This is a genomic window from Microcoleus sp. CAWBG640 (assembly GCF_020883015.1).
Taxonomy (GTDB): domain Bacteria; phylum Cyanobacteriota; class Cyanobacteriia; order Cyanobacteriales; family Microcoleaceae; genus Microcoleus; species Microcoleus anatoxicus.
This window is the reverse complement of sequence record NZ_JAHRFC010000028.1, coordinates 24,508-45,228: the sequence shown is the minus strand read 5'-3', so window position 1 is coordinate 45,228 and position 20,721 is coordinate 24,508. Positions and strand designations below refer to the sequence as shown.

Here is a 20,721-nt window from a genome sequence, read left to right as displayed (position 1 = left end):
TGAATAAATGTTCCGAGACTGTAAAAATGGGGGCTATAATCGAGAAGGCACTGAATTAAGAAGAAACCGATTGAACTCAATGATTTTGGTCATGTCTCTGGCTTATTTAAAGTCAACTCTGCAAGGGAATGAAATCAACAGGCATCAGGGACAAAAATATGTCTGTCGTCCAAAAAAAGCCGGGAAAATTTATCGAAGACGCAGTACATTTTGTCTGGGTTTAGATGGAAAAAAACTGGATGAAAAACTTGGAAAATATCACCAATAAGCCGCAGATTTAACCAGTAAATTCCCCCATCATCGTCGCTTTTATCTGCGAGGTATAAAAGCGAAAACCATTATCGGCTCTACCTCGTAGCTCTCTTGTTACCTCTTCAGGTTGCAAGTTTAAAATAACTCGCATTTCCAACTTAAGGAGGTGTCACTTATTGCAAGGCTCCGGACAGTTTTCAAATAGGGATGCGCTCGCTTTTTTGTTAAGTATTGGGCAGACTTACACTTAAAGGAATACTCTACACGCCTTCAATATGCAAAAAATGTGTTTGTTCTAATTTGTCACTTGCAATTATGGTCATCCCATCTTGAGCAAAAGCACAAGCACGAAACCATCCGTCCCCATTAAAGCTAGCAAGAACAATGCCACTCTCTAAGTCCCAAAGTTTAAGTATTGCATCTTGTGAAGCTGATACAGCGAGTCGCCCATCCGGCGTCACCGCTACTGCTGTTATAGAGTCAGTCTGACCATGTAGGATATCGAATTTTGCTCCACTCGTTAAATCCCCAACTTTAGGTATTTTGTTCTGAGAGTCCAAGACAGCAAATTGTTTGTCCGATATCTCCAATACCGAAGTCATTTGATTTTTGCGCCTAGATAGACTAATTTGTTCCGGCTTACTTTTTAAGTCCCAAATTTTAATGGTTTTATCGACAGAGGCGGAGACAAGCCATTTACCATTTGGTACCATAGCTACTGAAGTTACGGCTGCACTATGACCATGTAGGGTTGTTAATTCTACTCCGCTTTCCAAATTCCAAATTTTTAATGTATGATCAAGCGATGCAGAGACCGCCTGTCGTCCATCAGGCGTCACTGCTACAGCATAAATTTCTCTAGTATGGTTGTTCAATAATGTGAACAGCTCTGCCCCACTACTAAGATCCCAAACTTTGAGGGTTTTATCGGCTGACGCAGAGACAACCCTTTTATTATCTGGAGTCACGGCAATTGCACGTACAGGGCCAGTATGACCTTGTAGAACTAATAATTCGACTCTGCTTTCTAGATTCCATACTTTAAGATTCTGTTCTAAAGAACTTGACGCAGAAATAACACACTGCCCATCCGGGGTTACTGCTACTGCTGTAACCCCGTCCTGATGACCAACTAGAGTGAACAATTCTAATCCAGTCTTTAGGTCCCAAACTTTGAGAGTTTTGTCTTGTGATGCAGAGACAGCAGACCGTCCATTTGGAGTGACAGCTACTGCTATAACCCCATCTTGATGACCGACTAGAGTGTAAATTTCCCGTCCAGTCATTAGGTTCCAGAGTTTGAGGGTTTTGTCTTGTGACGCAGAAATAACACACTGCCCATCCGGGGTTACTGCTACTGCTGTAACCCAGTCCTGATGACTACGTAGAGTGAACAATTGTGATCCAGTCTCTAGGTTCCAAACGTTGAGAGTTTTGTCTTGTGATGCAGAAATAATGAATCGTTCATCCGGTGTTACTGCTACAGCAGTGACTTCGGCAGTGTGACCGGTTAGAGTACGAAACAACGATCCTCCAGGTGGCGTTAAGCTGGCTGTCAAAGGTCGTAACCAAGGAGTGGAATCCCATTGCTTAGCCTGTTCCAACATTGCCTGGATTTCAGGGGAGTCATGAAATAGCAAGCGACCCAATAGTTGCCCAGCTAGTTGGGTCTTGTCCCTATCCAAAATATGCGCTGATAATCGAATTGCTCCTTGAATAGCTTTCAGACAATCTTTTTTATCTTCAGAAATCTGAATTTCAGACTGCAAAGCTAAATCATAATCTTCAATGAGCGACTGGGATAGTAAAAGTGAAAGTTTGTATTCAATAAACTCGAAGTCAGTTAGTAAATCGCACAAATCGTCAACCATACCAGCTCTAGCTAGGTGATAAGGTAAATACAAGCCATATTCCACATCTTCAGGTGAACGATTATCAAACTCGCTCACGGCCACGACGATTCTCCCATTTATTCAACTGGTCTTTAGCAATTAGTAGATGAATACCTGGAATTGTCAGCCCAATTTGCTCTAGAATGTCCTTACGATGCAGAAAATCCCGGAAACTGGGGTGGTATACCCTATATCGCTTTTGATTATCTTTAAGGAACTTGTGTAAAAACTGTTCCCACTCATTCAATACAGTTTGCACTATATAGGGATCTTCTCCCGAAAAATCACAAATTTGTTGACGGGAAACAGGCTGTTTCACCTCTCCTAGAATGTAAACAATTTTAATTTTAGCATCGGGCACTGGATTAGCTCTCATCCCCATGCGCCTCCAGTGGAAATCATAGTAGCCTTGCAGACCTTGAGGAAAGCTTTCAAGACTCAAGTCCTTATATAATCCCTTTTCAATATCTTGCAGAACGTAGCGCAAGTAGATAAAATTGTTTTCACTTTTATCGGCTATTTTATCAGTGAATACAATAGTTGTTTCTTGGCGTTCGTCAATCTGCTGCCGCAGCTTCTCACTGCCATCAACTCGCTTTTGGATATACAGGCGCACATCACGCTGGCTATCAATTTCATAGTCTAGCAGACTGATAATCTGATTGGGTGCGTAGGTTGTAAAAGGCACTTCCACACCCCGTCGCCTAGTCATGATGAAATACACCCCGTCAGGCAAATGAGGTGGCAGGTATAAGATATTTGCATCCCTATAACTGCCTGAGTCAACCTCATCTAAAGCATCAACAGCAATTACTACAGGTTGACCATTCCTTTTTGGGGCTACTTCATCTAACAAATGCCCTAGAAACTCTCCATCTCGCGTCGCATTGGATGGTAAAGGGTCATAAGGCAGTTGGTAACGGGCAACCAGTTGGTTGCAGACACTTTCCAAGAATTGGTCTGCCCGATTTGGCCCTTGTAGTTCGATGTTGAAATGAGCTATACACCCTGTATCCTGCACATACTTCGCCAGGATTGCGCTTTTGCCCTGTCCAGGGTCGCCAATAATAGTGAAGTAGCCCTTTTTGTTTTCTTGTATGAAGGTTTGGATGGCATCAAACACGTACTCGCGTCCAACGAAGCCTTCTGTTTTATCTTGAATGAGCGACTGAAATTGACTGAGAACAGTTGATGGTTTTTGGATGGCGCGGATAAGGGCTTGTATTGCTTCTTCGCTCAGTCCTAGGTAGGTACGATCGCCAATGTGAATATCGTGCCCTTGCCCAAGATTAACGTTATATTTGCCGAATTGCGCTGCAATTTGGCGATCACCACCACTTAATAGCTGACGAAGAGTTGCCGCATCTGTCTCAGTGTGCGAACCAGATGCAATTCGATCCACAATGGCACTCAAATCACCAGAAACTGTAATCTCGGCTGTCTTGGAAGGTTGAGATTCTTCCAATAAGGCATTAACTGCTACCTTCAAGACTTCGGGATTAGCATTGAGATGAATGCGATCGCCGACGCGGATGGTACCTTGCTGTTCTAGGACTGAATGTAAATTTTTTTTACTGACTTTCTGACCACAAGCCTCAGAAAGAAGCTTCCACAGACTAGGACCGACCTCTTGGTTTAGATAGGCACTACTAAAACCATGCTCCTCTGCAATTCTGTGATAAGTCTGCCCCTGCCAAGCGCCTGAAAGCACGGCTTTTTGGGCTTCACTGAGATAACTCCCCGTTTTGTCAAAGACTAATGTATCAGCGAGTTCAAGTGCTTCCTTGGGTTCCATAAATTTTACAGACACTTTTGCTTATTTCTATTGTACCTTAGTTTTAACTTAGTCTATGCTAAGGTATAACTAAGTTGCGCTGAGCTTATGGGAAATACATATCTAGAGACCTGCGTGTGGGAATCGAGAGTTACTACAGCACTCAGTAACCCGATGTCAGACCGATCGCGAAAATGTCATAACCTAAGATGCGACCAAGCCAGGATGCCCTACTCATCTAACTTTTCGTCTATTTGGGAGCTAAAAAAGTCATGTTTAAGAAAGAAACGACCAAGGCTGTCTATGGGGTTTTTGAGGGAGGGGGCGCGCGAGGTCCAGCCTTAGTCGGCGGGGTAGCTGCGCTTGAAAAGCAGAATATTACTTTTCGAGCTGTTGCAGGGACTTCAGCAGGTGCGATTGTAGCTTCGCTCCTAGCGGCAGGTTATAGCGCTAGCGAATTGCTAAATATGATGCTCGACAAGGATTTTCAAGATTTTAAAGATCCTGTCACTCGGATTCCCGGGCTAAGACACTTAATTGCTTGGCGACAAATGGGGTTCTACAAAGGAGATGAATTTTACCGCTGGATACGCGAAAAAATTTCACTTAAGATAACGGGTAAACGTAATTGTTCCCCTAGTTTCAAAGATTTGCCGATACCACTGACTGTTATCGCAACCGATCTTCATAACAAAAGAGAAATAGTGTTTAGCAAAAATAACTTCCCTGAGCTACCCGTTGCTGATGCAGTGCGTATGTCCATGAGCATTCCGTACTTCTTTCGTCCAGTAAGATTTGGTTCCTCATTAGTGGTAGACGGCGGTTTAATAAGCAACTTTCCAGCATGGATTTTTCAAAAAGAAGAGAATTTAGCTCGGTTGCCAATTTTAGGGCTGCGTCTCGAACCAGATGATCTATATTCCACAGAAATTAATGGACCGCTTACACTGGGAGGATCTGCAATTGATACCACAATCAGAACTCAGACTATGTTGCAAATTGCTAACATACAAGACCTTTACATCATAAATTTACCGACATTAGGAGTAAAGACAACCGATTTTGAAATATCAGTTGATAAAAAGGAACAGCTTTACAAAGCTGGTTACGACAGGACACAAGCTTACTTTTCCCCTATAGTAAGCTTGACCACCCTTGGCACCGTTGACTGCCCAATCTTTCCAAACAACACACTTATACTAAACGAACCGCCTCTATAGGAGTAATCGCCCCTACCCATCCACCTCCTTCAATCCATCCTCCAGCAGCATCCGCACTATATCCACTTTCTTGCGCCCAGTTTTTGCGGCCAACATCGACAGTTTGCGGTGCAGAGATTCGGACATATCCACGGTAAACCTGACCGTGGCTTCTTTATTGGGTGCTTGCAGTTTGCTCATCAGGCTAGGCTCCTTTGATTGAATGGAAACTGGTTCTGGTGCTGATACTGCCGGCTTCGGTGGTGTAGCGACTGGCAATGCAACGAACGGTGGTGGTGTTGTCAGAGGTATTGATGCTGGCAATACCTCTTCTGGTGTTACCGATGCTGTGGGTGTTGGTGCTGGTGATACAACGTCTGGTGTTGGTGGTGGTGCAGCTTCCTTCGTACCGAAGACAAACTCTTCCATCGCGCTGCCTAGCGGTTTGCGTTTCTTGGTACTCATTTCAACGCTCCCATGATTTCCTTAAACAGTCGGCTGTACTCTTTGCCAGAATCTTTGGCAGGTTGACCGCCCAAATCCCATACCGTAGCTGCTTGGCCAGAAGAATCGGCGATCACTTGTTTTTGGTGAACAACTGATTTGAGCACTTTGATAGTGGGCGCAAGTTTCCCCAACAACTCCATTGCTTCGGCTTTGAGCTTTGTCCCCTTCACGGCACGGCTGAGAAACATTACCGCTTGGGGCGGGCCTTGTCTCACCGATTGAGCTTGTTTGATAAGTCTCACCACATCGGCGGCTGATTGGATATCGATACCGCTCGGTTGCACTGGCACCACCGCTAAGTCAGCTCTCATCAAGATTGCCCTGGTTGCCTCACTCAAACCAGCAGGGCCGTCTACTACCAGGTAGTCAACGGTAGCAGCTAAGTCAGTCAACTGGTCTAAGAGGTCATCCGGGCTTTGCAGTACCTGAGTGGCGATGCTCGGTTCCATCCTGCTGCACCATTGGGAACTAGAGCGCTGAGCATCGGCATCTACTATCAAGACTTGCTTGCCCTGTTGCACGAGCCAATGGGCGTAATGCACGGCTGTAGTGCTTTTGGCACATCCGCCTTTCTGATTTACGAAAGCAACAATGGCTACCATATTACTTACTGCATTATTTACTGCATTACTGAAATACTACTGAAGTGGATAGATAAGAGAGAGTAGGAGTAATAGGTAATGAGTGAGAGCATCTGTGGCATTTAGCATACTAAATACGGAAGAACCCAATTTTTTATTCCTACCCCCAGATGGGGACTTTCCGTACAAAGGGTTACGCTTCTTTGATGTTGAAGATGCTCCCCCTGACTTGTTTATGAGCCAGAAGTATTGACCCAATTAAACCAGCAAGCGAGCTGGGGATAGTCGAAAAATATCATTAAAAATATTTACAGAAAAAACGATCGCAAGTACAGTAGCAAAATGCAACTAAAAACTGGGCAAATTGTCAAGGTGCGATCGCGCCAATACCTCGTCGAAGAAGTCGCACCCAAATTCTCGGAGGATACAGACACCTTAGTGCGACTGTCGTGCTTAGAAGATGATGCCTTGGGAGAAAGCCTCGAAGTCCTGTGGGAGCGAGAAGTTGACGCCGTAGCGATCGGCAATAACTCTTGGGATTCCGTCGCGAAGCGGGGATTCGACAATCCTAAACTCTTCTCAGCTTACCTGCACACCCTGCGCTGGAACTGCGTTACTTCAACCGAACCCAAGCTATTTCAATCCCCCTACCGAGCAGGCATCGAAGTCAAAGCTTACCAGTTAGAACCTCTCCGCAAAGCCTTACTCATGCCGAGAGTTGGGTTATTTATTGCCGACGACGTAGGCTTGGGCAAAACGATCGAGGCGGGACTGATTTTGCGGGAAATGCTGATCCGCCAGAAAGTGCGACGAGTTGTGATTTCTTGCCCCCCTACTGTCGTGCGGCAGTGGCAAGAAGAAATGGAAAGCCGCTTCGGGCTCAGTTTCATAATTTGCGATCGCTCCTTTGTGGCCACCTGCCGGCGCGATCGCGGGTACGGCATCAACCCCTGGACAACTCACACTCGCTTCATCATCTCCCATGCTCTGCTCAGAGATGAAACCTACACCGGCCCACTGCGAGATTGGCTGGGCGAATTTGCAGCCGCATCGATGCTGATTTTAGATGAAGCGCACAATGCCGCCCCTGCCAGCGGTGCTAAATATGCCGTTGATTCCCAGCTAACTCGCACTGTGCGAGATTTAGCGCCTCGTTTTGAACATAAGTTATTTCTCTCAGCAACGCCTCACAACGGCCATTCTAATAGTTTTGCAGCGTTGTTAGAAATTTTAGATCCGCAGCGGTTTTGCCGGGGTGTCCCCGTGCGCGATCGCAAATTACTCGACTCGGTAATGGTGCGGCGTCTCAAGCGAGACTTGCGGGAAATTGGCGATGATTTTCCGAGAAGGGAAGTGATTGCGATCTCGATCGACAACCTGCCTGAAACTGCACCCGAACTCCAACTTTCGCGCTTGCTGCAACACTATCGAGAATTGCGAGAAGAGCGATTGCAAGGTGAATCTCGCAGCAACCAAGCAGCGGCGATGTTAGTAATTACCAATTTGCAAAAGCGCTTGTTGTCATCTATCGAAGCCTTTAGTCGCACGTTGAAAGTTCACCGAGTAGCTTTAGAAAAGCAAGTTTCCAAACAGCCAATTTTGCGCTTAGAACGGTTACAACTGCTGTCTGAATCGGCGGGAGGTGATGATGAGCGGGCGGAACTGCCAGAGGAAGAAGTGCAGGCAGAAGAAGACGCACAAATGGCAGCAGCTACTGCTAATAGTTTATCACAAATTACCCAGCGAGAACAAGAGATTTTGTCAGAAATGGCGGAAATTGCCAATGCTGCTCGCTATCAACCTGACCCCAGAATTGTTAAGTTAATTGAGTGGATTAGAGAAAATCTGTGTCCTGATTTAGGGCAGCCGAATGCTCAATGGTTAGAGCGGCGCGTCTTGATTTTCACAGAATATACGGATACCAAACGTTACTTAGAAGAACAATTGCGCTCTGCCTTCGCTAATTCTCACTTAGAGCACCAACGAATCGGCGTTTTTCACGGTGGCATTGGCGAGGAACGGCGCGAGGCTATTAAACAGGCATTTAACAGTGACCCTGCCAGCAATCCCCTCCGCATTCTGATTGCCACAGATGCAGCACGAGAAGGGATAAACTTACAAAATTATTGTGCTGATTTATTCCATTTTGACATACCTTGGAATCCCAGTCGCATGGAACAACGCAACGGTCGCCTTGATAGGAAGCTTCAGCGTTCGCCTGTTGTTAATTGCCATTATTTTGTATTGCCGCAGCGAATTGAAGATCGAGTTTTAGAGGTTTTAATTCAGAAGACAAAAACCATTCAAGCAGAGTTGGGAACTTTGACACCTGTTGTTGAAAAAAGTATGTCTCGTTTGCTGCATAATGGGATTATTCACAAAGAACTGGGAAAAATTACTCAATCCCTTGAACAAATATCTGTAAGGTGCGTCAGTCCTAATTCAAGTGGGCAGTTAGAAACATTTAATACAGACGCACCCTACACAATAAACTCAGAAACAATTAATCCTAACACATCCACCGCCATTGGCGAAGAATTAGAAGAAATTCGCCTTCGCAAACAAGACCTCACTAAACAGATTTCCGAACTCCAAGAAATGCTCAAGAAATCGCGGGATTGGTTAGGTTTAGATGACCGCCATTTCCGGGATGCAATCTCAGCTTCCTTGGAAATTTTAGGTGCACAGCAACTCAAACCCATTGACGTAATCGCAGCAAACCACAATCCAGAAACAGCGAAATGGGAAATCCCTGCACTTAACCAACGAGTCGGGGCAGATCCAACTTGGACAGTGACGCTGGATACCTTGAGAAAACCTCGCCAAAGAAGTCAACAAGTGTGGGATTGGCGTAGGGAATCTCCCATCCGACCAGTAGTTTTTCGTGACCCTGGTTCTCTGGATGGCGAAGTGGTACACTTGCATTTAGAACACAAAATTGTGCAGCGATTATTGGGACGATTTTTAGCCCAAGGATTTCTGCATGATGAATTAACTCGCGCTTGTATTTGTCTCACCGATGACCCGATTCCTAAAGTTATTGCTTTGGGGAGATTGTCACTTTATGGAGAAGGTGCTACCCGACTTCATGATGAAGTAATTGCCGTTGCTGCGGAGTGGATAGATCCGGCAAATAGGGGGCGGAAAAAACTGAAGCCTTTGGGAGAGGGAGAGAAAGAAAATGTATTGGAATTGCTAGAAAATTCTTTGGCAAATCCGCGATTGCGAGAGGTTTCTGAAGGGGTAAAGATTCGCCTAAAGGAAAGTGCGTCTCAGGATGTTGAGGAGTTAATTCCGAATCTGGAAAGTCGGGCAGAAGTATTAGCCCAAAGGGCAAAGCGGAAGTTAAATGAGCGCGGTTTGAAAGAAGCAACTGAGATGAAGAAAATTTTAGAACAGCAGCAACAGCGCATTTTAGCACGGCAACAAGAAACTCAAGCGATTCAGTTATCTCTTTTTCCAGAAGAGGAACAGCGACAAGTGGATGCTGATAGGCGTTATTGGCAGAAACGTCTGCTAAGTTTGTCTGAGGAATTAGTGAAAGAACCGGCTCGAATTGAAGCGATTTATCAGGTAAAAGCGGTGCGAATTGAACCAGTGGGGTTAATGTATTTATATCCGGTGTCGGGTTGAGTTTGGGTAGGGTGCGTCAGAGTCTAGGTAGGGTGCGTCAGGTGATTATTCATAGTTATAGTTGGGTATTTTAAAGCTGACGCACCCTACAATTTAGGAAAGTAGGGTGCGTCAGGCGGTTATTCATAGTTATAGTTGAGTATTTTAAAGCTGACGCACCCTACAATTTAGGAGAGTAGGGTGCGTCAGGCGGTTATTCATAGTTATAGTTGAGTATTTTAAAGCTGACGCACCTTACAATTATACAATTTAGGGAAAAGCTAAAGTCAGGAGGAACAATGGCACAAGATCCAGAATTAATCAGACATAAAGAATGGTTGGGATTCCTGCAACCAGTGGGACTTGTTGTGTCGCCTCCCGCCTTAGTAAAATTTCAGTGCGTGCCGAATCGCAATATCGTTGAATTGCAGCAAGCTTTGCAAGAAGTTATTACCACAAATAGCGACGAAAGTCAAGCATTAATTTCAGATTTTCCCGCCTTTGTTGCCGAAGTTTTGGGGTGGGAACCCTATGATTTAGTGGCAGAAATTGCAGCAGAATTCACGGTGCCACTTCCTGACTACGGCGAGACTTTAAAACCAACTTATACAGTTCTAGATCCAGAAGCAGTTCGCCCCTGTATATTAGTCCAAATTATAGAAAATAATCGCCCTTTTGATGAATTAGATTTAGAATCAGAAAAAGCAGGTCAGTGGAATGCTTCGCCACAAGCAAAATTTGAACGCTTATTGCGCGAAACGAGCGTTAACGTGGGGTTATTGTGCAATGGTTCGCTATTGCGCTTGGTTTATGCGCCGCGTGGCGAATCGTCGGGGTATTTGACGTTTCCGGTGGTGGCAATGTGCGAAGTGGCCGGTCGCCCAATTTTAAGTGCGATGGTAATGCTGTTAGGTTCGGATCGCATTTTTGTTGCGCCACCGGAACGCCGTTTACCAGCTTTGTTGCAGGAAAGCCGCAAATATCAAAGTGAAGTTTCGACAAAATTAGCCGAACAGGTTTTAGAGGCCCTCTGGGAATTATTGCGAGGATTTCAGACAGCGGATGAGGCGAGTAATGGTAAGTTATTGAGTGAAATTGCTCAAACAGAACCGCAGCATATTTATGGGGGATTGATTACAACTTTAATGCGGTTGGTGTTTTTGTTGTACGCCGAAGATGAGGGGTTGATGCCGCAAGATTCGGTGTATGCGCGGAATTATGCGGTGACTGGACTGTATGAACGCTTGCAAATTGATGCGGGAAATTATCCCGATACGATGGATCAGCGGTATGGCGCTTGGGCGTGGCTGTTAAGTTTATTTGGGTTGGTTTATGAGGGGGGCGGTCATTTACCTCAGTATTTACCGGCCCGTCACGGTCAGTTATTTGACCCGGATGAATACCCGTTTTTACTAGGTAAAAAAGTAGGGTGCGTCGCCGCCGAAAATCCCGGTGAAATGTCAAAAACTGAACAAGCGACGCACCAAACAAACTCAGTAGGGTGCGTCGCCGCCGAAAATCCCGGTGAAATGTCAAAAACTGAACAAGCGACGCACCAAACAACTCAAACAGCGACGCACCAAACAAACTTAGAAACAGCAACGCATCTTACAAAAGTGCCGCGTATTTCCGATGGGGTGATTTTTCGGGTATTAAATCGGTTGTTGATTTTGGACGGAGACAGACTTTCTTACCGTGCTCTTGATGTCGAACAAATTGGTTCGGTTTACGAAGCGGTGATGGGTTACGAAGTCGAACGAGCCCAGAGTCCATCTATAGGAGTGTGGAGTAAACCTAAAAGTTCAAAAGTCTCAGTTACGGTTGTGGTTAGCGTCGAGGAAATTCTCAAAACTAAGGCAAATGACCGCGCTAAATATTTAAAAGAAGTGGCGGGATGCGAAATTACTGGTAATTCCCTCAAAGAGTTAAAGGAAGCGAAAACCGCTGATGATATAGTCGCGGCGTTAGGGCGGAAAGTATCACCGCAAACTCCCACTTTAATGCCTGCGGGTTCTCTTTATTTGCAACCGGGCGAAGAACGGCGGCGCAGCGGTTCCCACTATACCCCGCGCGCGATGACGGAACCAATTGTTAAGGAAACTCTCAGACCGATTTTAGCAGCATTGGGAGAAGATGCCACGCCAGAAGAAATTTTAGAGTTAAAAATTTGCGATTTGGCGATGGGTTCCGGGGCGTTTTTGGTGGAAACTTGCCGCCAGTTAGCAGAAAGGTTAGTGGAAGCTTGGAACAAACACAATTCTTTGCCGGAAATTCCCCTTGATGAATATCCTTTGTTGTATGCGCGGCGGTTGGTAGCGCAACGATGTTTGTATGGGGTGGATAAAAATCCGTTTGCAACTAATTTGGCGAAGCTGTCACTATGGTTGGTGACTTTGGCGAAAGAACATTCGTTTACTTTTTTAGATCATGCGTTGAAATGTGGTGATTCTTTGGTGGGGTTGACTCGTGCAGAAATTGGGGAATTTGTTAAAGCAACTGATATTTATAATGCGCCTTTGTTATCGTTGCTGAAAAATCGGGTAGACCAAGCTAAGATTTATCGAGATGAGATTGGTAAGTTAGCTGATAATCAAGATGAGGAAAAACGGGAACGTTTCCAAAAGGCAGAACAGGAATTAGAGGAAGCTAGGTTAACGGGAAATATTGCTGTCGCGGCTTTCTTTGCTGGAGAAAAAGATAAGGAACGCAAGGAAAAAAGAATCGAATTTTCGCAAAAAATTAATGCTTGGCGTTCAGGGGTTGTTAATGTCAAGCAAATAGAAGGTATTGCTGAAAGTTTGCAGAGGTTAGAAAAGCCCATTAAGCCGTTTAATTGGGAGATAGAATTTCCCGAGGTGTTTGACAGGAAAAATCCTGGTTTTGATGCGATTATTGGAAATCCACCGTTTGCTGGTAAGAATACAGCAATTAATGCTACCGCGCCTGGATATATGGATTGGTTAAAGGTAATTCATCCCGAATCGCACGGAAATGCTGATATAGTAGCGCACTTTTTTAGACGAGGGTTTACGATTCTGCGAAAAGGTGGTTGTTTTGGTTTAATTGCGACAAATACCATTGCCCAAGGTGACACGCGCAGCACTGGTTTAAGATATATCTGTCAGAATGGTGGCATAATTTACAATGCAACAAAACGGTTTAAGTGGATTGGTTCGGCCGCAGTTGTAGTCAGTATTGTGAACGTCCAAAGAGTAGATACAGTAAGGTGCGTCGCTACAGATATTCTCGATTCATCTCGAATACCTCCCGCAGCAACGTACCCTACGCAACTCGCAGCGGCACACCCTATACTCGATGGGCGACAAGTTCCGCTAATTTCTGCATTTTTGTTTCATGCGGGGGGTAATGAAAATCCTCAAACTTTATTAGCAAATGCTGATAAAAGTTTTATAGGTAGCTATGTGCTAGGTATGGGGTTTACATTTGATGATACTAACCCCGATGCTACAACCATTACAGAAATGCACCGTTTAATCGAACAAAATCCTAAAAATGCCGACCGCATTTTTCCTTATATCGGCGGTGAAGAGGTTAATTCGAGTCCGAGTCATGCCCATAATCGCTATGTGATTAATTTGGGGGAAATGTGCGAGACGGAGGCGTGGGACTATCCAGACTTGATGAAAATTGTAGAAGAAAAGGTTAAGCCTGAGAGATTAAAGTTAGGCGATAACCCAGATGCTAAAAAGCGTAAAAATAATTGGTGGCTTTGGGGAAGATATACACCAGCTTTGTTTAAAGCGCTCGTCAAGTGCGATCGTGTGTTGGTTATTAGTGCTCAAGCTTATACTCATTTTGCTTTAGCATTTCAACCATCCAACCGAGTTTTTTCTCATGCACTTGCCGTTTTAGTTGTACAAACCTATTCAGGTTTTTGCACACTTCAATCTCGCATACATGAAATTTGGGCTAGGTTTTTTAGTGGTACAGCAATGGATTTATCGCGTTATAATCCCTCAGACTGCTTTCAAACCTTCCCCTTCCCCGAAAACTGGGAAATTAACCTCACCCTAGAAGAAATAGGTAAAACCTACTACGAATACCGCGCAGCCTTAATGATACGCAACAGCCAGGGACTCACCGAAACCTACAACCGCTTCCACAACCCCGACGAACGGCATCCCGACATCCTGAAACTGCGCCAACTGCATCAACAAATGGATAGGGCGGTTCTCGATGCTTACGGCTGGACAGACATCCCCACCGACTGCGAATTCATCCTCGACTACGAAGAAGAGGAGGAAGGGGAAGAAAGTAGCAAACGCCAGAAGAAAAAACCTTGGCGGTATCGATGGCCCGAAGAAATACACGATGAAGTGTTAGCGAGGTTGCTTGACTTGAATCTGAAACGCCATCAAGAGGAAATTCTGGGAGGGAAAGCGGCCGAGGGGAAAGCGAAAGGAGGTAAAAAGACAGCTTCTAAATCTCGCAAAAAAGTTTCAGATAAGCCGCCTAGTATTCCCGGTTTTCCTGATAGTCTGTAGGGTGCGTCAGGGGAAGATTTATCGCTATTAGCCAAGAATTGACACCTGACGCACCCTACTCATTACTACTCATTACATTGCAACTAACTTATCAAGGGTGTAAGATGCCCAAGGTTGTACTTCATTTTCTTGCAAAACTTCCGCCCCCAAACTCCTGTAAGTTGAGATAGTTGTTTTATACAATTTGTTTAGTTTTTCATAATCCTGCCACTCTTGTTTTGGGGGAAGTGCAACAATTCCTATAGGCAATTTAGGATTAGATTCTTTGACATCTGAAATCATCCAAGAAATAGAATCTTGGAGACTTTCAGGAATGTGAACCTCAAAGGATATTCCGTGCGCCGCAAAGTAAGGTTTACCGTTAGCAACAACCGCATCAAACTTGTGTTCTTTATGACTTCCTTTTACAGGAAAATCATTTTTTAGCATTTCTTTTAAAGCAGGTTTATCATCATAGGATATAAGAGTTTTTCTAATTATAGAAGTTGTAATTCTCGCAGCATCTTGGCGATTTCGCTTAGTTTTTGTAGGAACTACATTAACCAGGTAAGTCTGCGCGATATCTTCTAATAAATTCTCGACATTATCTAAAGAGCCGTGAGGTTCTGTGAATTGAATACTGTTAATCCAACCCCGTGCAATTTTTTTTAATCGCTCATGTTTAGGAGTGCCATCTGGCTCATCTCCGGGAAAAAGCAAACCCTCACTGGCGGCGAAGTTCATTCGTTTTGCAAAGTCTCTGAGAAAATGAATATCTTCGCGACCAAAAGCCTGCACTCGACTCCAATTATTCAAAAATTGTACGCGCACATCATTGTCATCAAAAGCAACAACACCAATATTAATCCGTTCATCAGTGATGGGATTGGGGACATATTGAACGATACTATATCTGCTTGTCATTGCTTTTGACTCCCTCTATAAGAAAGTGCTTACAAAAAAGTTAATAATTGTTGTTGCTGTCTAGTTAAGTATTCTACTAGAGTAACACGCTCGTCAAGAGTTAGCCCCCACTCGCTAGGCGGAGCCGCCACTGCTTGAATGATTGTTGCTTCACTGACGCTTTCAAGCCCCCGGAGTGCCGAGCTAATCTCATCTAGGGTAAAGTTGCAATTTTCACACAAATATGAGTTTAGTTCACCTTGGGGTGCTTGTATCAGATCGCGCTCTGTCCAATTGGGGCCACCGGGAAAGAAGTGACCATGATCCACCGAGTAAACTAATCGCGGTGGATTCTTCTGGAAAATAAACTGGATGTCGTTAGCATAGACCCATCCGTACAACACAGCAAGCAAAACAAACCTGGATCTATTTTCAGGTTCGCTAGTTGCAATCAACTCCCAACTATCAAAGCAATCTGGTATAAAGAGAGTAGCGTGTGCTGTGCCTGAAGGAATATGAGAGAGACGAGGTTCAATCGCAATAAGTTTAGCCGACAATTCAACAATCTTAGGTTCGCCAACGGGTGCGCCAATTGCAAAGCCAAGCCTTGCAGTAATCTGGTCATTTACAATTTGTCGCCCTGCTTGCTGACCTTTAACCACATACTCTCTACCATCATTACACTTAAGCAAAACTGGTTCTGCTTTCGTCCTCCATCCTCTGCGAAAAGTTGTTGCCATGATGGGTATTTCAGGTTGTGAAAGCGCATCGTTTAGCTTTTGCTTCCAGTGTTCCCTCGCGTTTTCTGTATTTTCGCTTTTGCCCACAAAAAAAAGTATAAAATTTAGGTATATCCTCCTAAATTATCCTATTGCTATCTGCTTTGTCAATTTATTTAACGAAAAAACTTGACGTAATACCCAGAGTTTAAGATAATAAAGAGGAACCTGCGTTATACAAAGGATTGGCAAGGAAAGTGAAACTTTATAAATCCCCCGATTTTCGAGATGCTATCTGGGGGGGCTGAGAATATTTTGCCCATCTCGGTAAATTAATTAAACTTCGATGAGGTGTTACATAATGTTTGATGCTTTAAAATCGTGGCTATCATCTTTAACGCCGACTCAACTCCAAACATATCAACCATTATTCTATATTCTTTTTGGATTAATCACTATTTTTTTTGGAGTGGTTAATGTAAGTAAAGTTATTTATGATTGGAATAAAGATAAAATTAAAATAACCATTAAACTTAAGCGAGATAGTGTTAGTTTACCAGCGATACAACAGCCATTAAGAAATTATTTATTAATTGAAGTTGTAAACAAAGGTTATAAGGATGTAATAATTAATGAAATAGGAATTGCGGTGCCAGGTAAGAACGATATTAATGTTGTAGATATGCCTTGGACATTTCCTATATTAAAAGGATATGAAAAGGAAATAATGGGAAGTCTGGAATGGGTAGCCCTTCCCGGTACAGTGAATCCACAATCTATAGGGATAGCTCAAATTTTATTTTCTAACTTAGAAGAAGCTTATAAAAATATAAAAAAAGAAAAAGAACTGTCGCTTGAAGAGCCAGGATACCTGCGAACACTTAATCTTGTCACTGCTTATGAAGAATTGATGAAGTCGTATAACACTAGCACTCAAGTGCTGACGGTCAAACCTTATACAGTGACTACTACAGGTCAGCGTTTTATTGGAAAAAAAACAAAGATTCAATTAGGAAACCTTCATACAGCCGTGCAAGCTACGACTCAAAAAAAAAGATTCCTTTGATACAAGTAAGGAATCATTTAGGGATTAAAGTTTGGACTAATTATTAAACAATCTAATTAAAGGTAAAGACATATTAATGAATATCAATGCAACCCCGACAACCCCCGCCGAAGTCCGCCAACACCTAATCGACGCCTTACAACTCGACCTGATCGGCCCCATCCCCGACGACGAAGCCCACGCCGCAGAAATCATCAACCAACCCCCTTCCCGCTGGTATCTCAGCGGTTTTCTCGTACCCTACGGGGCCCGCCTCGAACAACGTAGCGACGACACCAGCAATGACGAACTCGACGAACACAGGGGCGCCAGTGCCGGCGACGACGAAAACCCCCCGGAAAAATCCTCCGCCCGCAGAGCATTTTTTCCCTCTTCAATGGGGCTGAGTTTCCTGGTTCCCAAAGAAGCAACTCACTTCCGGGCGATCGCATCTTGGGGCGACTACTCGCCCATTCCCACAGAAGAGGAAAAAGCAGAAACCAAACTGCAAAGTCTCGTCTCCGGTGATTGGCTGCGGAAACCTCAACAGGTAGAACTAGATGTTCCCATCAAAAGCAGCACCGCGCCCTACACCTTGGACATTCCCGACAGCGGCGGCTTAAAACTCGTCATTTCCGTTCGCCCCGTCTTGTCCCAGATTAAGTTACCCCCCGGTACCCGTTCCGTCTCCGCTTTCCTTGTCAACTACCGCACCCCCACCACCGACGACTCCTTGCGAGATACCACTTACATCTTCCAAGCAACTTTAACTATTCACACCCCCTACTCCCTCGTCCCCCGCCCGAATTTGCGGGGACAAACCGATGATGATTGGGATGAAAAGGTGGCAGACTTGCAGTATCGGGAAGACTGCGAATTTGCTGTTGGCCACAACATTTCGGCGATCGCCCTCGTCCACTCCGACTCGATTTGCAAGGAAATTCGCACCGCCTGGATACCCACCGCTGACGTAGAAAAAGTCATCGCGGCCGTTGTACCCGGAACTGAACTAGAAATGGAAGCGATCGCTGCAGCACCCAGTCCCGCAGCTTTGCGGTCAATGCTAGAGCCAATGGTAACAGCTTACGGCGATTGGATTGCAGACCAGCGGCACAAATTCCCCCTCGATCTCAACCGAGCTCAAATTGCCCAAAAGTTGCTCAACCGCGCCCAAGTCGCGCGCGATCGCATCGCTGCGGGCCTCGACGCTATGAATGACCCCGAAGTGTTCGAGGCCTTTAGAATTGCCAATTTCGCGATCGCCAGATCCATCCGTCAACGGGCTACCCATGACAGTGAGAAAACCCCCGCAGAAATCCACGCCCCCAAATGGCGGCCGTTTCAGCTAGCATTCCTGCTGATGAACTTAACTGGAATTGCCGATCCAGAAATGGGCGATCGGGAAATCGTAGATTTGCTATTTTTCCCCACCGGCGGCGGCAAAACCGAAGCATATTTAGGGTTAGCTGCATTTACTTTAATTCTGCGACGGTTGCGAAATCCAGGGCTTAGCGGGGCCGGGGTTAGTGTCTTAATGCGCTACACTTTACGCCTGTTAACCTTAGACCAACTGAGTCGCGCCGCCACTCTGATCTGCGCTTTAGAATTAGAACGGCAAAACGATGTTCAAAAACTTGGCACTTGGCCTTTTGAAATCGGGTTGTGGGTCGGACAAGCAGCCACGCCAAACCGCATGGGACGCAAAGGGGACAACAACCCAGAAAGTGCCCGTACCCGCACCATTGCCTATCAAAACGACGATCGTAATAAACCCTCACCCATTCCCTTAGAAAACTGCCCTTGGTGCGGTGAAAAATTTACCCGCAACTCCTTTACATTATTCCCCAACGCAGAAAATCCCACGGATTTAAGAATTCTCTGCACCAACCGTAAACGCCTTGCCAATAACCAACCGCAATGTACTTTTAAAGCAAATAATCCTTTGCCCATTGTTGCGGTTGATGACCCCATCTATCGCCGTGTCCCCTGCTTTATCATCGCCACAGTTGATAAATTTGCCAACCTACCTTGGGTCGGAGAAACTGGGGCTTTATTCGGAAAAGTCGATCGCTATGATGACAACGGATTTTACGGCCCGGCTACTATTGGCATCGGTCGGACACTAGAAAAACCTCTCCTACCACCAGATTTAATTATACAAGATGAATTGCACCTAATTTCCGGGCCGTTAGGCACGATGGTCGGACTTTATGAAACGGCTATTGACGCCTTATCAGCTATTGACAAAAATGGCAAAAAAATCTATCCTAAAATAGTTGCTTCAACTGCAACCGTGCGGCGAGCAACCAAACAAATTCGCGCCTTATTTGGTCGCACCGAAGTCGATGTTTTTCCGCCTCCTGGCCCAGACCGCCGCGATTCATTCTTCGCCAAAACTGTCCCCGCTACGGAACAAAACCCCCGCACTTATATCGGCATTGCCGCTCAAGGTCGCAGCTTAAAAGTCATCTTGCTGCGGACTTATCTAGCTGTATTAGGGGCGGCTCAAAAACATTGGGATGCCAACGGCGGTGCAAGAAATAAAAATAATCCTGCTGACTCTTACATGACCTTATTGGGTTATTTTAACTCCCTGCGAGAACTGGGGGGAAGTCGGCGCATTGTTGAAGATGAAGTCAAATCTAGATTGTTAGGATATAGCCAGAGAAAACGGGAAAATGAGCCGTCAGGATGTTTTGCTAACCGCCGAATTAACGATGAACCTCTAGAATTAACTTCTCGCGTTAGCACTAGCCAAGTTTCAGAAGCAAAGCGCTGTTTAGCCTTAGCTTTTTCAGACGCACACCGGGTGGACGCTGCACTAGCAACTAATATGATTTCTGTGGGTTTAGATATTACTCGCCTCGGATTAATGGTCGTATTAGGACAGCCAAAAACAGCCGCCGAGTACATTCAAGCAACCTCGCGGGTAGGGCGAGACGAACAGCGGCCGGGATTAGTGGTAACATTATTAAATGTACACAGACCGCGCGATCGCTCTCACTACGAACGTTTCGGTGCGTGGCACAATACTTTTTACCGGGCAGTCGAAGCAACCAGCGTCACGCCTTTTTCTCCCCGTGCCATTGACCGGGGGATTGCGGCTATTACCGTGGCTTTAGCGCGTCTAGGTAATCCAGAAATGACCGCACCTTTAAATGCAATTAAAATTACAGAACAGCGCTCAAACTTAGATTTTGTTGCTGATATCATTGCCCAGCGTTCTGAAATCCACGACCAAGACCGAGACGCTGAAGAAACCGAAGAATTGCGTCTGAAACTAAAAGAGCGAGTCAATAATTTGCTCGATACTTGGCAATATATAGCTTCGGAAAAAGGCAGTTTGCAATATCAGCAAGAAGTGGGAGTTGCACCGCCTTTATTATTTGACCCCCTTGACCCAGACTTGCAGAGGCAACCGCAACCCGCTAAAAAATTTAAAGCGCAGCGCAGTTTGAGAGATGTGGAACCTGTTGTCAATTTGTGGGTGAAAAATCCAGATGGCTTAGAGATTGATGAGGAGGATTAATTCGCCCACGTCGCGTCAGATTGAGCATCAAGATTAACTCACTTAGGGTGCGTCAGAAAAAAAGATTATTTAATTGCGATCAAATTTCTCTCTGACACAGCCTACCAATAAACTCAGTAGGGTGCGTCAGAAAAAAAATATTTGCCGAGCCGAAGATTTCTCACTGACGCACCCTACTAACTGCAAGCAAATTTCCGGCTGACGCACCCGACAAACTACAAACT

The 20,721-nt window shown here is 45.1% G+C and carries 11 protein-coding genes; 5 read left to right on the top strand and 6 right to left on the bottom strand.

Annotated features, from left to right (window positions below; all coding sequences use genetic code 11):
* Positions 1 to 512 precede the first annotated feature (512 nt).
* Positions 513 to 2,201 (bottom strand): hypothetical protein, encoded by a 1,689-nt coding sequence (locus AAFP11_RS15730; RefSeq protein WP_341737922.1) that lies wholly within the window; start codon positions 2,199 to 2,201, stop codon positions 513 to 515.
* Positions 2,188 to 3,954 carry a hypothetical protein gene (locus AAFP11_RS15725; protein WP_341737921.1) on the bottom strand — a complete coding sequence of 589 codons (1,767 nt, stop codon included), beginning with the start codon at positions 3,952 to 3,954 and terminating at the stop codon, positions 2,188 to 2,190. The genes AAFP11_RS15730 and AAFP11_RS15725 overlap by 14 nt, the downstream gene beginning before the upstream one ends.
* 236 nt (positions 3,955 to 4,190) lie before the next feature.
* Between AAFP11_RS15725 and AAFP11_RS15720 the strand changes: the two genes are divergently transcribed.
* Positions 4,191 to 5,138 carry a patatin-like phospholipase family protein gene (locus tag AAFP11_RS15720; RefSeq protein ID WP_333275272.1) on the top strand — a complete coding sequence of 316 codons (948 nt, stop codon included), beginning with the start codon at positions 4,191 to 4,193 and terminating at the stop codon, positions 5,136 to 5,138.
* A 12-nt stretch (positions 5,139 to 5,150) separates the two neighbouring features.
* Here the strand turns inward: AAFP11_RS15720 and AAFP11_RS15715 are convergent, their stop codons facing one another.
* Positions 5,151 to 5,582, bottom strand: coding sequence for a hypothetical protein (locus tag AAFP11_RS15715; RefSeq protein ID WP_333275274.1), 432 nt, complete (start codon positions 5,580 to 5,582; stop codon positions 5,151 to 5,153).
* Positions 5,579 to 6,226 (bottom strand): AAA family ATPase, encoded by a 648-nt coding sequence (locus AAFP11_RS15710; RefSeq protein WP_341737920.1) that lies wholly within the window; start codon positions 6,224 to 6,226, stop codon positions 5,579 to 5,581. The genes AAFP11_RS15715 and AAFP11_RS15710 overlap by 4 nt, the downstream gene beginning before the upstream one ends.
* 321 nt (positions 6,227 to 6,547) lie before the next feature.
* Here AAFP11_RS15710 and drmD point away from each other — a divergent pair, with 321 nt between their 5' ends.
* Both drmD and AAFP11_RS15700 read left to right on the top strand, forming a co-directional pair.
* On the top strand, positions 6,548 to 9,838 hold the full coding sequence (drmD, locus tag AAFP11_RS15705; protein WP_341737919.1) for a DISARM system SNF2-like helicase DrmD: 3,291 nt from the start codon (positions 6,548 to 6,550) through the stop codon (positions 9,836 to 9,838).
* Between the two features lie 278 nt (positions 9,839 to 10,116).
* Positions 10,117 to 14,322 carry a DNA methyltransferase gene (locus AAFP11_RS15700; RefSeq protein WP_341737918.1) on the top strand — a complete coding sequence of 1,402 codons (4,206 nt, stop codon included), beginning with the start codon at positions 10,117 to 10,119 and terminating at the stop codon, positions 14,320 to 14,322.
* A gap of 72 nt (positions 14,323 to 14,394) precedes the next feature.
* Here AAFP11_RS15700 and AAFP11_RS15695 read toward each other — a convergent pair whose 3' ends face one another.
* Positions 14,395 to 15,225, bottom strand: coding sequence for a DUF3037 domain-containing protein (locus AAFP11_RS15695; protein WP_341737917.1), 831 nt, complete (start codon positions 15,223 to 15,225; stop codon positions 14,395 to 14,397).
* A gap of 29 nt (positions 15,226 to 15,254) precedes the next feature.
* Positions 15,255 to 15,944, bottom strand: a complete 690-nt coding sequence (locus AAFP11_RS15690) for a HipA family kinase (protein WP_341737916.1) — start codon at positions 15,942 to 15,944, stop codon at positions 15,255 to 15,257.
* A gap of 340 nt (positions 15,945 to 16,284) precedes the next feature.
* Between AAFP11_RS15690 and AAFP11_RS15685 the strand changes: the two genes are divergently transcribed.
* Both AAFP11_RS15685 and drmA read left to right on the top strand, forming a co-directional pair.
* Complete coding sequence (locus AAFP11_RS15685) at positions 16,285 to 16,989, top strand: hypothetical protein (protein WP_341737915.1); 705 nt, start codon at positions 16,285 to 16,287, stop codon at positions 16,987 to 16,989.
* Between the two features lie 76 nt (positions 16,990 to 17,065).
* Entirely contained in the window at positions 17,066 to 20,497 is a 3,432-nt protein-coding gene (gene drmA, locus AAFP11_RS15680) for a DISARM system helicase DrmA (RefSeq protein ID WP_341737914.1), read from the top strand.
* The last annotated feature ends 224 nt before the right edge of the window (positions 20,498 to 20,721 follow it).

Excerpts from the sequence above, each read along its gene's own strand:
- AAFP11_RS15690 (WP_341737916.1), bottom strand. The coding sequence starts at position 15,944 with ATGGCAACAACTTTTCGCAGAGGATGGAGGACGAAAGCAGAACCAGTT.
- AAFP11_RS15710 (WP_341737920.1), bottom strand. The coding sequence starts at position 6,226 with ATGGTAGCCATTGTTGCTTTCGTAAATCAGAAAGGCGGATGTGCCAAA.
- AAFP11_RS15685 (WP_341737915.1), top strand. The coding sequence starts at position 16,285 with ATGTTTGATGCTTTAAAATCGTGGCTATCATCTTTAACGCCGACTCAA.
- AAFP11_RS15720 (WP_333275272.1), top strand. The coding sequence starts at position 4,191 with ATGTTTAAGAAAGAAACGACCAAGGCTGTCTATGGGGTTTTTGAGGGA.
- AAFP11_RS15715 (WP_333275274.1), bottom strand. The coding sequence starts at position 5,582 with ATGAGTACCAAGAAACGCAAACCGCTAGGCAGCGCGATGGAAGAGTTT.
- AAFP11_RS15700 (WP_341737918.1), top strand. The coding sequence starts at position 10,117 with ATGGCACAAGATCCAGAATTAATCAGACATAAAGAATGGTTGGGATTC.
- AAFP11_RS15695 (WP_341737917.1), bottom strand. The coding sequence starts at position 15,225 with ATGACAAGCAGATATAGTATCGTTCAATATGTCCCCAATCCCATCACT.
- drmA (WP_341737914.1), top strand. The coding sequence starts at position 17,066 with ATGAATATCAATGCAACCCCGACAACCCCCGCCGAAGTCCGCCAACAC.
- drmD (WP_341737919.1), top strand. The coding sequence starts at position 6,548 with ATGCAACTAAAAACTGGGCAAATTGTCAAGGTGCGATCGCGCCAATAC.